This is a genomic window from Kitasatospora cheerisanensis KCTC 2395 (assembly GCF_000696185.1).
GTDB classification, from domain to species: Bacteria; Actinomycetota; Actinomycetes; order Streptomycetales; family Streptomycetaceae; genus Kitasatospora; species Kitasatospora cheerisanensis.
Map to the genome: position 1 here is coordinate 53,082 of NZ_KK853998.1, position 12,283 is coordinate 65,364.

Sequence of the window (12,283 nt, forward strand, 5' to 3'; positions counted from 1 at the left end):
GGGACGGCGACCATGACCGCCCCGGCCGCCTGGGCGCAGCCCGTGCCGGGGACCTGGGTCGGCGCCCGCGAGCTCGTCGCCGCGATGGCGGAAGCGTCCGCGGCGGCGCCCCCGTCGCGGTTCGACGTCCGCCTCGTGCACCCCGTTCGCAACGGGTTCGCGATGTTGTTCGGTGTCGTCCTGACCGAGACGGTCTGGAACAAGTTCTTGCACGTCGCGGGCGACTCGTGGGGCGTGATCGTCGCGATGCTGGCTGCCGCGGGCGTCCTGGAATGGGCCTACCACGACCACCGGAAGCTCCGGTGGCTGGTGCGGGTGCACACCTGCTCGTGGGTCGCCGCCGGGCTCATCACCCCGGCCGGCCTGCTCGGGATCGCCTGGATCGGAACGGGTGCCTGATGCCCACGATCCTGCTGCCCGTCCTGGCCGTGTTCGCGGTGCCGTACGCCGCGTACGTGGTGATCGCGCACGCCGTCGCCGCCCGGCTCGGCCGCCCGTGGAGCGGCGACGAACTGCGCCGCCGTCAGGCCCCGCTGCTGTGGGCGATGGTCGCCGCCGCCGTCCTGTACGCCGCGGCCGCCGCTGTCCAGGGCCTGGCGCGCCTGCTGACCTGACCCACCGTCCGGCACCGCCCGATTCCGTGAGGGATGTCGTGATCATCATTCGTGACCTGGTGGTCGCCGCCGCCGGGATCCCCTACCTGCCCGCCCCAGGCGGCCGGTTCGCCGAGGCCGGCCGCCGCCCCGCCGTCGCGATCGTCGCGGACGTCGCCGGCCTGGCCCTGTCCGTGCCGTGGTGGCCCGGCCGCGCCGCCGCCGGAGCCGTCTACCTCCTAGCCGCCGTCAGGTTGTGGCGCCTGGCCCGCCGCGGCTCCGCCCACACCCGCGCCGCCGCCGGCGACCTCCTCGTGCTCCTGACCCCGCCCGCCGTGTCCGCGCTGACCGGGGTCCACGTCGTACCCGTGCTCGTCCACCTGGTCCTCGCCCCCTGACCCCGCCGGAGGCGGAGATGACATCCACTCAGCTGTCCGTCGGCGGTCTCGCCCTCGGCCTGGCCCTTCTGCTCGCCACCGCCCTGCGCTGGTGGCGCCAGGGATTTCCGCTGCCCGACGCCCTCGCGCTGGCCGGCGGCCTGCTGTCCGGCCTGCTGGCCGCCCTGTGCTCAGGCGGCCTGCTCGGCCTCGCCACCCACCTGCTCGTCACCCGCGCGACCAACCCGCTCGGCAACAAGGCCCTCGGCCACGACGGCGGGCAGCTGCTCGCCCACCCCGGCGAGGCCGGCCTCACCCGCCCCGGCGGCGTCGCCACCCTCCTGCTCGTCGTCGCCACCGTGCTGCTGTGGCGCTGCTGCGACGCCCGCCTGCGCGCGCAGATCGGCACCGGCGTGCTGTCCGGCTCCGCGCTCGGCCTGGCCGCCGGCGTCTCCGGCCTGGCCGCGATCACCCTCGTCCCCGTCGTCAACGCCGCCGGGGCCCAGTTCCTCGGCGCGCTCCAGTGACCAGCCGTCAGGAGATGTGCCCATGGACCTCGACCACCTCTACCGCATCCCCGTCGCGGCCCTGCTCGGCGCCGGTTTCGACGCCCTTCCGCTCCTCGTGCCGCGCCCGTCCTGGGAGGCGATCCGGCCCCGGCACTACCTGGGCGGCGCGGTCCTCGGCGCGGCCGTCGGCACGGCGGCGTGCACGCCCGCCCTGCGGCACGCCGCCCGCATCGCCCTGACCGGCCACCCCGGCTGGATCGACATCGTCTGCTGGGCGGTCCTCGCCACGGCGATCGCCATGATCGTCGCCGCCGACCGCTGGATCCGGGCGCACGACGACGGCGACGCCGAACAGACCCGCCAGTCCTGAACCCCGGCCGCCCGACGGCGGCCGCCCTCCCCTGCCCTCATTCCTTCCCCTTCTCCGGAGGTCACCCGTGAACATCCCCGCCGCGTCGCTCACCATCGGCGGCCTCTTCGTCGGCATCGCCATCCCGCTGTGGCACACCAGCCGCTTCGCGATGGCCAACATCAAGAACCGCGCGGGCGCGATGAAGGGCGCGGTCGACGACCTGGTCCCGCTCGCCGCAGGCATGGCCTACGGCGGCATCGCCACCGCCACCACGTCCGGTCTGCTCGGTTTCGCCACCGGCGCGATCACCTGGCTGGGCAACGGCGCGGGCACCCTCGCGATGTGGGGCGCGACCGGCGGCGACGCGGACCTCGCCGTCCGCTCCCCCGGCTACGAGCTCAGCGGCATGGGCAACCTGGTCCTCCTGCTGCTGACCGTGGTCGTCCTCGGCGGCTGGAAGAAGATCCCGGCCGACTGGAAGCCGCGGATGCGCGTCGGCATCGTCTCGGGCGTTCTCCTCGGCCTGTCCGCGACCCTCGGCGGCGCCGTGATGGCCACCGTCATCCCGGCCGCCAACAACCTCGGCTCCGCTCTCGTCGGCACCATCGCCTGACCCTCCGGACGCCACCGGTCGCCCGCACCCACCCGCCATCCGGCCCGCACCCGCGGAAGCCGGCGGCGCGGCGTGTGCGGACGGCCGCAACCGCCCGGACCACCCACCCGCCCGAACCGCCCCGGAGGCAGCCGTGACCACCCACTCGCCCGAACCGATCGTCATCGACCTCGAAGCCGAGGGCGAGTTCCTCACCGACGACCAGCCCCACCCGGGCCGCCCGGCCGACGGCCCCACCGCCGGCACCGGCACCGGCACCGGCACCGGCGCCGACGGCAACGGCACCGGCTTCGCCACCCGACTCGCGGCCGCCCTGGCAAGCCAGGGCCGCCGCGAGTACACAGCCCTCCGCGAAGGCCTGACCGTCCTCAAGACCGAGACCGGCACCTGGGCCAGCGCCTCCCGCGAGACGCCCGCCCACCTGCGCGCCTCCCTGCTGAACCGCCGCTACGCGACCTGGACCGCCAAGCAGGCCGCCGAGGTCGAGCGCCTGGAGGAGAAGGCGACCGAACTGGAGAAGAAGGCCAAGCGCGCCCTCGCCGCCGGGCAGACCGACGAAGCCAGCACCGCCGACCACAAGCAGGCCACCACCCTCTCCGGCGCTATGTACCAGGAGGCCGCCGACTGGCGCGAGCGGGCCCGCGACATCCAGCGCCAGCCCTACACCGGCCACATCGACCCGACCGACGCCGAACTGGAGCGCCACCGCCGCCGCACCGCCAACCGCCGCCGCACCGCGCTCGCCACCCTCACCCTTGCCCTCGGCGGCCTCGAACTGGCCATCGGAAACCTGGTCCTGCCGACCATCACCACCGCCGGCCTGCTGCTCACCGCCTGGGCCAAGGGCCGCATCACCGGCTGGCGCCGCGAACTCCCGGACGTCCCCGCCCTCGCCTACGAGATCGCCACCGGCAAGCCCGCCAAGGACAAGAAGGAGACGGAGACCGCGACCGCGACCGACGCCCCGCCGCTGCCGATCCGCCAGGCGACCACCGAGGAGCAGGCCGGCGCCGCCGTCCTCCAGGCCCTGCTCGGGGAGGGCCTGACCGTCGGATCGGTCACCGACGTGACCCGTGAGAAGTGGGGATGGAAGGCCACCGCTCACCTCGTCAAGGGCAAGCCGGCCGACCTCGTCCTGCGCCTGCCGCAACTGGACGTCGCCCTCGGCGTGCGCGCCGGCGGTGTGATGGCGCAGCCGCAGACCGCCGCCGCCGGCTCGGTGGTGCTGCGGATCCTGCTGGGCGACCCGTTCGACCCGATGCCGCCCCACCCGGTCTACGCCCCGCGCTCGAACTCGATCCTGCGGCCGTTCTCACTCGGCCCGTCCATGGACGGCAGCCCCACCCAGGTCACCATCGCCGGGCAGAACATCATGGTCATCGCCGTCCCCGGCGGCGGGAAGTCCGCGATCGTGCGCACGCTCGCCGACTACATCACCAGCTGCACCGACGCGATCGCGGTCGACGTCGACCCCACCGGCCGCGGACTCGGGCCGCTGCGCCACCTGGCCGCGATGACCGCCTACGACGAGAAGCGGATCGACGACGTCCTGGACTGGGCGATCCGCGAGGCGGAGATCCGCACCGAGCAGATGGGCGACGACGTCGACAACTGGCAGGTGACGGACGACTCGCCGGCGGTGTTCGTCATCGTCGACGAGCACCCGCAGCTGACCAAGACGCAGAAGGCCAAGGTCATCAAGCTCGGCCGGATCGGCCGCAAGGCCCGCGTCACCGTGGTGCTGCTCTCACAGGACGCGACCAGCGACGTCGTCGGCGACGCCATCGCCGACGTCTTCGGCATCCGGATCATGCTGCCGTGCCGGAAGGCCGACGTGCCGCTGGTGGTCGGCTCGGACACCGCGATCTCCGAGGGCTGGATGCCGCACCGCCTGGTCCCCAGCCCCGGAGACTGGGACCTCGCCGACGCCGGCGCGTTCTACATCGTCGCCCCCGGCCTGCGTGACCCGATCCTGCGCAAGGCCACCTTCCTCAACGCCGAGACCGCCACGCTCCGTACACAGGAGCGGCTCGCCGCAGGCACTGTCACCATCACCCCGGAGCCCGCCGACGTGGACGGCGACGAGGACCTGCCGCCGGTGTTGCTGGCGATCCGGGCCGCGTTCGACAGCCACGGCGACCCCGACTTCCTGCTCACCGACCAGGTCCTGGAGCACCTCGCCACCACCGGGCCCGAGTGGCGCCAGTGGGAGGACAAGGACCCGGTCGACCGCCGCCGCGAAGCCGTCAAGAAGATCACCCGGGAGTTCAAGAAGGCCGGCCTGCCTCCTCTCAAGACGGACCGCCGGGTCGACCTCAACAAGGACAACCCGCCCTCCGGCTACTGGCTGCGCGACGTCGAAGCCGCCTTCGAGGGCTTGCCGGACTGACACCCAGAGTCACCGTCAGCGGCCCACGACGATCCGTCGCCCGATCCGTCGCCGATCTGTCCCTGATCCGTCTCCGCGACAGATCAAAGACAGATCGGCGACGGATCAGAAAACGGATCGTGACCTGCGAAAACAGATCAGACGGATCAGATCCGCACACCCCCTCGAAACGGCCCCCGGACCCCCCTCCGGGGCCGCTTCCGACCCCGCTGCACCTCCACCCGCCCCCCAGCCCGCTCCACCGCCCAGATGTTCACCCGCCGTGACCGATCAGAGGAGACCGGCCATGACCCCGGCCCGCACCACCGCCCCCCGCAAGACCCGTACCGCCCCCGCCAAGCCGCCCGCGAAGACCGCCCAGAAGCCGCGTCCGGCCGCCGCGCCGAAGCCCGCCGGGACCCCGCCGAAGACCCCGACCCTGACCGTTTCGGCGACGTTCGGACGCCCCGCCGCGGACCCGGTCCTGGCCGACGCGGCCGACCGCGCCGCCGACATCCGCGACCTCGCCCGGGCCGACGCCGACGCCCTGCTGCGCCGTGCCCGCCTGGCCGCCGACGCCGAGCTGGCCACTGCCCAGCAGTGGACGAGCGAGGCCGAGACGCTGCGCGCCGTTGCTGCCGCGGAGGCCGAGACGGTCACGCAGCGTGCCGAGGAGACGGCCCGGCGGGCCCTGGAAATCGTCACCGACCATGCCGACCTGATCCGTCAGGCCGCCGCGGAGGACGCCGAACAGCGGCGCGGCGAGGCCGAGGACGAGGCCCGCCGCCGGATCGAGGAAGCCGAGCAGCAGGCGGCGGCCCTGACCCGGGCCGCGGCCGAGCAGGCCGACGAGATCCGTGTCCAGGCATCCGAGCGGGCCCGGCGCGCCGGCGCCGCCGAGGCCGAGCAGATCCTGGCCCGGGCCGAGCAGACGGCCGCCGAGCTCACCCGCACCGCCGAGCAGCAGGCCGGCCGGACCCGGATCCAGGCCGACCAGGCCGCCGCGGCCCTGCGCGCCCGCGCCGAGCAGCAGGCCGAGCAGGCTTGCAAGGACGCCGCCGAACAGGCCGACACCCTGATCGGCGACGCCCGCACCCGGGCGGCCGGCCTGCTGGAGACGGCCCGCGCGCAGGCCGACGAGCTGCGCCGCGCCGCCGAGGACGACGCCGAGCGGCTACGCGTCCAGGCCCGCCGGCTGCGCGAGGACGCGGACCGGGAGGTCGACCAGGCCACCGGCGCCGCCCGAGAGGTGCGGGCCAAGGCGGCCGCCGAGGCCGACCAGGTCCGGGACCGGGCCGAGCAGGAGGCCGGCAGGCAGCAGGCCCGGGCCGCCGCCGAGTCGGCCCGGCTGCTGCAGCAGGCGAAGAAGGACGCCGACCGGATCCTGCGCCAGGCCGAGCAGGCGGCGGCCGCGGTCAAGGCCGAGACCGACCAGGCGCTGGCCGAGGCGAACGAGGCGACGCTCCAGGCGCAGGAGATGAAGCAACTCGCCGCCCAGGTCCTCGACGACGCCGCGCAGACGCTGCACCGGGCCACCGCCCGCACCACCCGCAAGCTGGAGAATCGCCGCCTCAAGCGCGAGGCACGGGCCGCCGAACGGGCTGGGAAGGCCACGGCCGCCAGCCGTGTGAAGGCGTTCGCCAAGGCCAACTCGCGGCGCCTGCTGGCCATCGTGCCGATCACCGCGCCGATGGCCGTCGCCTGGACCGGCCAGGCCGGCTTCGCCCACGACATCCTGGGCTGGATCGCTCCGTTCACCGTGCTGTTCGCCGCCGCCTGGGAGCTGTCCACGGCATTCGTCGCGTGGATGTACCACGAGGCACGCAAGGTCGGCGACAGCGGCACCCTGTACCGCATCTCGACCTGGGCGTTCGCCGTCGGCGCGGCCGTCATGAACTACTGGCACGCCTCCGCCACCGTCACCGGCCAGAAGTGGGACCCGGCCGCGATGAAGATGGTCGACCAGCTCACCTACTGGGACCCCACCCCCAAGGCGGTCGCGTTCTCGGCCATGAGCATCACCGGCATGGTGCTGTGGGAGCTCTACGCCCGCCTCATCCACCGCACCAAGCTCCGCGCCGACGGCAAGGTCGCCAAGTCGCGGCCCACGATCGGGGCGATCCGCTGGGCCCGCTACCCCGGGCACAGCTTCACCGCGTGGTCGCTGGCGATCACCGACGAGTCGCTGTCCACGGTCGAACTCGCCTGGAGTGCCGCCGCGAAACACCGCGCGATGGTTCGCCGAACCGGCCTCGGACCGGTTCGCCGGTTCATCGCCGCCGCGATCGGCGTCGGCGACTGGATGCCGCTGCGCGCCCTGCCCGCCGTGCCGAACCGCACCCTGATCGTCGCGGCCTCCGGTTCGCCGAACCCGGCCGCCATCCCCCGGTTCGCGGTTCGCCTCACCCGCGCCGGTTCGCCGAACCACATCCCGAACCGCCCCGGCGGTTCGCCGAACCCGGCACTGCCCGCAGCACGCTCCGGCGCGACCGGCGGCCGCCGAGAACTGGAAGCCGCGAACCGCACCACCCCCACCGGCGAACCGGCCGGGACCGGGCCCGGTCCGCGAACCGCCGCCGACCAGCAGCGCACCATCCCGGACCCGGACGGTTCGAACCGGCGCAGCGCCGCCCAGGAACTCGCGGACGAGCAGGTTCGACAGGTCCTCGCCCTGATCGAAGCCGTGGGCTACGACACCGTCGACCTCGACTACGTCATGGCGAACCTCGGCCTGAAGAAGACCACCGCGTACCACCGGCTCGCCTCCGCCCGCCGCGAGTTCGCGAACCGTGCCGCCGCCTGAACCGCGAACCGCGAACCGGTTCACCGCTCGAACCGCGAACCGGCCCCGGGGCGAACCACGACCCCCGGGGCCGGTTCGCGAACAACCCGACCCGAGGGCGCCGGACAGGTTCGCCCGCCGAACCAAGCGCCCTCGCCGCCGACCGCTACTAATCAGCCGAAAGCCACCAAAGACCGGATCAAGTACCGCACGACCGCCGAAAATTGGCGCACCCTTCACGAAAGGAACCCGATGCACCACCTCGTCACCCTGTCCGGCCTCGCCGCCGTCGTCCTGGCCCTGTGGGCTGTCCAGCTCACCGTGCTGGCCCTCCACGTCCGCCACGCCATCCACCACAGCATCGGCCAGGTCACCGACTCCGAGTTCGCCCTGCTGTTCGCCAGCGGCATCATCACGCTGCTCAGCGCCATCGGCGGAGGAAGCGCCATCAGCGCCACTCTCAACACCAGCCAGTGGGGGTGGGCCCACGGGATTCTCGCGATCGGCACCACGCTGGCCTACATGCTCCTGAGCTACGCCACCGACTGGGACGCGCGGAGCTGGTGGGACAAAGCGCAAGGAACGCAAGGCCGGCCAGGCCCTCGAAGCCGTCGAGACCACGGCCTGACAACCCGCCCAGTCCCCGCCCACACCGCCCGCCCGCCACCCAGCCGGGCGGGCGGTGCGCATCCGGGCCCCGACCGACCACCCCGACCTCCGAGCCGAACGGCAGCAGCCGCAGCTCTGAGACAACGCGCCGCGGCCCGGTCGGGCTCCTGGGTGAAGCAAGCACCCAGGAGCCCGCACCCATCTGTCCACTCCCTGGAGGACACGTTCATGACCGACACCGCCGACACCGAACTCGAAAAGGCTGAGGCGATCCGCTACACCGCGGACGTCGTCGCCGTGCGGCTCGACGGCCGCGTGCTGCTGATCGAGCGCGGCTGGCCGCCGTACCAGGGCCTCCTGGCGCTGCCCGGCGGCCACGTCGACGCCGGCGAGACCGGCCGGGACGCCGCCGCCCGCGAACTGCGCGAGGAGACCGGCATCCTGGTCGCCCCCGCGGACCTGGTCCTCATCGGCGTGTACGACGAGCCCGACCGCGACCCGCGCGGCCGGTACGTCGGCGTCGCCTACCTGGCCCGCGTCCCCGACAACGTCGTGGCCGTCGCCGGCGACGACGCCGCCGCCGTCCAGTGGGTCCCGCTCACGCCCTGCCCGAGCAGCTCGCCTTCGACCACGCCCAGATCCTCGCCGACGCCCGCCAGCTCCTCCGGATCATCTCCGGGCGCTGACCCGGTCCACCACTGCGGGCCCGGGAGACAGCCCCGGGCCCGCACCGCCGCCACCTCCTCTGGAAGGACCCTTGTGAACCTCACCTTCGAACCCGACACGCTGATCGTCCTCGTCGGCGGCTCGGGCGCCGGAAAGTCGACCTTCGCCGCCGCCCGCTGGCCGGCCACCTCGCTCCTGTGCCTGGACACCTACCGGGCCATGGCCACCGACGACGCAGCCGACCAGTCCGCCAGCACCGTCGCCGCCGCCGTCCTCGACCTGCTCCTGGACGCCCGCCTCGCCCGCGGCCTGCCCACCGTCATCGACTCCACCGCCCTGGAACAGCCCTGGCGCACCCACCTCCTCGCCCGCGCCCGCTACTGGCAGCGCCCCACCCACGCGATCCTCTTCGACCTCCCGCTGGAGCTGCGCCGCCGGCTGAACGCGGTCCGGGAGCGGGTCGTCCCGGACCACGTCCTCCTCGACCAGGAGTGCCTGGTGCCGGGTGTCGACCAGCTGCTGGCCGAGGGCTTCGACCGCGTCGATCGCGTTACCACTGCCCACCCGCACTACCGCACCGCGGCCGTCCACGGCCGCTGACTCGCTCCCCGCCATTCCCGCCGTCTCCAGGAAGGACAGCACGATGAACACCACCGCCACCCCCGCCGCCGTCCCGGCCGCGCCCGCGCCGGTCCTCGCCTCCGCCGCCCAGTCCATCGCCCGCCGGGGCCTGTTCGCCGAGCAGCCGCTCGTCGTCGGAGCCGAGTCCCAGGAGTGGGCGCTGTGGCTGACCGCCGTGGGCCAGGTCGTGCCGATGCCGAGTCTCGGCGAGGCCCTGATCGAGGCCGCCGAGCACAACGCGGTCGCGGCCGACCTGGACGACGGCTCGCCGTTCAACGCGGTCGTGCACGCCGTGGTGCTGCACCACGGCACCGCGTGGCGTCGCCCGCGTCAGGCCCGCACCGGCAGCGTCCACCCGCACATCCTGTTCTCCGCCTGGTGCGCGATCTGCAACGAGCCGCTGGACGAGGAGTACGGCTACTACGAGTCCCCCGAGGACGTCGTCGCCGTCGCCCGGGACCACGGCTGGAGGACCCTGGCCGGCGGCGAGCTGGTCTGCGCGGAGACCGACCCCGCGCACCTGACTGCCGAGCAGGCCCTCACCGCCCGCACTGCCCTGGCCGCCGAGGGGCAGACCGCGCTCGACCTCCCCGCCGACCCGGACCCCGTCCCGGCCGACGAGCCGGACGGCGAGTACCCGGTCGGCCGCTACCTGTTCGGCGCCCGCCTCCACCGCGCCCCCGCCACGGCCCCCACCCCGCCCCGCCGCGGCCGACAGCGGCACCGGCTACCTCACCCGGGCCTCCGAGCGCACCAACCGCCTCACCGCCGAGGACCTCCTCACCGCCCTGGCCGAAGCCCCCGCCGATGCCCCGGTGGAGATGGCCGGCTACCCGCTCAGCCGCGCCGAGTACATCGACGGCGTCATCGACCTCCACGCCTGACTCCGCCCCGCCCCTGACTTCGCATCACCGGCCCGGCCGCACCACGCGGCCGGGCCGCTTCTGGTCACATCCACCACAAAGGACACCGCCGTGCACGACCCCTGGCCCGACGGCAAGCCCGTCAACGCCCGCTGGCTGGACCTCGCCGACCGCGGCCTCCTCGACTACGACCACGACCGCTACCGCATCCACGGCGTCCCCAACAACGTCGTCGAGCTCATCTGGGGCGGGCTGATCACCGACCACCCCGACGGCCCCCGCCTCACCGACGCCGGCCGCGCCCGCCTCGCCACCGAGCGCGCCCGAGACGGCCACGACACCGGTGCCCACCACCCCGACGCCATGCCCCCGAACGCCGCCGCCTGGGTGAGGGAGAACGTCTGGCCCACGGGCTGGCTGCGCTCCTTCGAGCACATCCCCGGCACGTTCACCGACTGCGCCTGCCACCGGCCGCCGTCTTCCGCCTGCCAGGCCGGCCGCCACGCCGAGTGCCGCCACGACCGCCGCCCGATCCACGAAACCGTCGTCCAGACCGCCGCCCTGCACCCGGCCCGCCACCCCGAACCCCACACCCACCCCAGCCGCGAGTACTCCGGCACCAACAACCTCGCGTGGGTATGGATCGCCGGACCACCCTGCCGCCAGATCTGCCGCTGCGCCTGCCACCACGAGCAGCCCCTCATCCAGCAGGCGAGCGGGCCGACCCGGCCTGGCCGGTGGTGGGTGAACTGCTGCCGCCGGATTATCACCCGCCGAGCGCTGACCGACGACGCCTGGTGCAGCACCGCGGCCGACGCCCAAGCCCTCGCCGACTGGCACACCGCCGGCGAGAAGGGCCCAGCACCCACCGACTCCCCCGGCCTGCCCGACCTCGCACCCGCCCGCGCGGAGCGCGAGCAGCTCGCCTTCTTCTGACCACCACGCCCCGGACCACCACGGTGCGCACCGACCCGCTCCCGGCCACCGCCGACGGCGCGGGCCGGTGCGCGCCGCGGCCGCCCGGCCGACACCCGACCCAAGAATGAGGACAGATGCTCACCACCGTGCCCTGACGGGCGGCCCAGGACCTGCTCGACGGCATGGCCGCCGACCCGGCCACCGGCCTGCTCCACCACGACGACGCATACACCGTCGTCCTCGCCTCCCTCGGACACCTGGAGTCGCTCGGCCGGCGCCGTACGACGATCGGCGACCTCCACACCTGGTCGCGCACTCTCTCCGGCGGCGAGGCCCTCGGCGGGCACCGCCGCCTGATGACCCTGCTGCGGCAGGCCGCCGACCACGGCCAGGTCCGCCTGGCGCTCGGCGAGGTCCACATCGGCGACGCCCCGACCGGCGGCGGCCCCGGCCACGTCTGGATGCACCAGCCCACCAAGGGCGGCGCCGCCGTCGAGCTGATCGGCCCCGAGCCGTGGCCTGCCGGCACCCCGGCCCGGCCCGGCACCCCGGCCTGGTGGCACTGCACCGGCTGCCGCGACGGCCGCACCAGCACCGAGGCCGCCGCCCTCTACACGGTTCGCCAGGATGTCGCCGCCCACGCCGCTGCCTGCGCCTTCCTGCCCCCGCTGCCCCACCACCACTGACCCGACCGCCTGGCCGGGCACCCACCGGAGGCCCGGCCGGCCGCCTGCGACAGGACCCCATGACCGACCACCACCTCGACTCGGACCGCGCGGTCGCGCACGAACTCCGCGCCCACGCCCTGGACGTCGCCCAACTCGCCGACGACACCCGGCGCTACCAGGACGACCTGCGCCACGACCGCGCGCACCCCGAGGCAGCCGACCGCCTGGCCGCCCTCGGCGAGCGCATCGCCCGCCAGGCCCACCGCATCACCGGCCTGCGCGACGCCACCCGCACCCGACAGCCCCGACCCGAGGACGCCCCGTGACCACGACCACCGCCACGA

General features: G+C 74.4%; 13 protein-coding genes. All 13 read left to right on the forward strand.

Translation table 11 applies throughout. The features are described 5' to 3' along the window. On the forward strand, window positions 1-399 hold a 399-nt coding region (locus tag KCH_RS36135), incomplete at its 5' end, for a hypothetical protein (protein WP_208866103.1). Beyond that, window positions 399-614, forward strand: a complete 216-nt coding sequence (locus KCH_RS36140) for a hypothetical protein (RefSeq protein WP_035875909.1) — start codon at window positions 399-401, stop codon at window positions 612-614. The genes KCH_RS36135 and KCH_RS36140, both read left to right, overlap by 1 nt. A gap of 38 nt (window positions 615-652) precedes the next feature. Then, window positions 653-991 carry a hypothetical protein gene (locus tag KCH_RS43100; RefSeq protein ID WP_035875912.1) on the forward strand — a complete coding sequence of 113 codons (339 nt, stop codon included), beginning with the start codon at window positions 653-655 and terminating at the stop codon, window positions 989-991. Window positions 992-1,008: 17 nt separating this feature from the next. Next, complete coding sequence (locus KCH_RS36150) at window positions 1,009-1,497, forward strand: hypothetical protein (RefSeq protein ID WP_035875915.1); 489 nt, start codon at window positions 1,009-1,011, stop codon at window positions 1,495-1,497. A gap of 22 nt (window positions 1,498-1,519) precedes the next feature. Then, window positions 1,520-1,849 carry a hypothetical protein gene (locus tag KCH_RS36155; protein ID WP_035875918.1) on the forward strand — a complete coding sequence of 110 codons (330 nt, stop codon included), beginning with the start codon at window positions 1,520-1,522 and terminating at the stop codon, window positions 1,847-1,849. Between the two features lie 67 nt (window positions 1,850-1,916). Then, the gene (locus KCH_RS36160; protein ID WP_035875923.1) at window positions 1,917-2,444 is read left to right on the forward strand and encodes a hypothetical protein; all 528 of its coding nucleotides are present in this window, start codon (window positions 1,917-1,919) and stop codon (window positions 2,442-2,444) included. A gap of 133 nt (window positions 2,445-2,577) precedes the next feature. Next, entirely contained in the window at window positions 2,578-4,833 is a 2,256-nt protein-coding gene (locus tag KCH_RS36165) for a hypothetical protein (protein ID WP_035875926.1), read from the forward strand. A gap of 286 nt (window positions 4,834-5,119) precedes the next feature. Beyond that, window positions 5,120-7,615, forward strand: a complete 2,496-nt coding sequence (locus KCH_RS36170) for a hypothetical protein (protein ID WP_051654111.1) — start codon at window positions 5,120-5,122, stop codon at window positions 7,613-7,615. A 231-nt stretch (window positions 7,616-7,846) separates the two neighbouring features. Beyond that, entirely contained in the window at window positions 7,847-9,469 is a 1,623-nt protein-coding gene (locus tag KCH_RS46935; RefSeq protein WP_341865503.1) for an NUDIX domain-containing protein, read from the forward strand. Window positions 9,470-9,512: 43 nt separating this feature from the next. Further along, window positions 9,513-10,391, forward strand: a complete 879-nt coding sequence (locus KCH_RS36190) for a hypothetical protein (protein WP_035875935.1) — start codon at window positions 9,513-9,515, stop codon at window positions 10,389-10,391. A 73-nt stretch (window positions 10,392-10,464) separates the two neighbouring features. Further along, a complete protein-coding gene (locus KCH_RS36195; protein WP_035875938.1) occupies window positions 10,465-11,289 on the forward strand; it encodes a hypothetical protein in 825 nt (274 codons plus the stop codon). Between the two features lie 164 nt (window positions 11,290-11,453). Next, entirely contained in the window at window positions 11,454-11,957 is a 504-nt protein-coding gene (locus KCH_RS36200) for a hypothetical protein (protein ID WP_035875941.1), read from the forward strand. Between the two features lie 59 nt (window positions 11,958-12,016). Beyond that, window positions 12,017-12,265 carry a hypothetical protein gene (locus KCH_RS36205; protein WP_035875944.1) on the forward strand — a complete coding sequence of 83 codons (249 nt, stop codon included), beginning with the start codon at window positions 12,017-12,019 and terminating at the stop codon, window positions 12,263-12,265. Window positions 12,266-12,283 lie beyond the last annotated feature (18 nt).

Excerpts from the sequence above, each read along its gene's own strand:
- KCH_RS36140 (WP_035875909.1), top strand. The coding sequence starts at position 399 with ATGCCCACGATCCTGCTGCCCGTCCTGGCCGTGTTCGCGGTGCCGTAC.
- KCH_RS36150 (WP_035875915.1), top strand. The coding sequence starts at position 1,009 with ATGACATCCACTCAGCTGTCCGTCGGCGGTCTCGCCCTCGGCCTGGCC.
- KCH_RS36155 (WP_035875918.1), top strand. The coding sequence starts at position 1,520 with ATGGACCTCGACCACCTCTACCGCATCCCCGTCGCGGCCCTGCTCGGC.
- KCH_RS36170 (WP_051654111.1), top strand. The coding sequence starts at position 5,120 with ATGACCCCGGCCCGCACCACCGCCCCCCGCAAGACCCGTACCGCCCCC.
- KCH_RS46935 (WP_341865503.1), top strand. The coding sequence starts at position 7,847 with ATGCACCACCTCGTCACCCTGTCCGGCCTCGCCGCCGTCGTCCTGGCC.
- KCH_RS36190 (WP_035875935.1), top strand. The coding sequence starts at position 9,513 with ATGAACACCACCGCCACCCCCGCCGCCGTCCCGGCCGCGCCCGCGCCG.
- KCH_RS36200 (WP_035875941.1), top strand. The coding sequence starts at position 11,454 with ATGGCCGCCGACCCGGCCACCGGCCTGCTCCACCACGACGACGCATAC.
- KCH_RS36205 (WP_035875944.1), top strand. The coding sequence starts at position 12,017 with ATGACCGACCACCACCTCGACTCGGACCGCGCGGTCGCGCACGAACTC.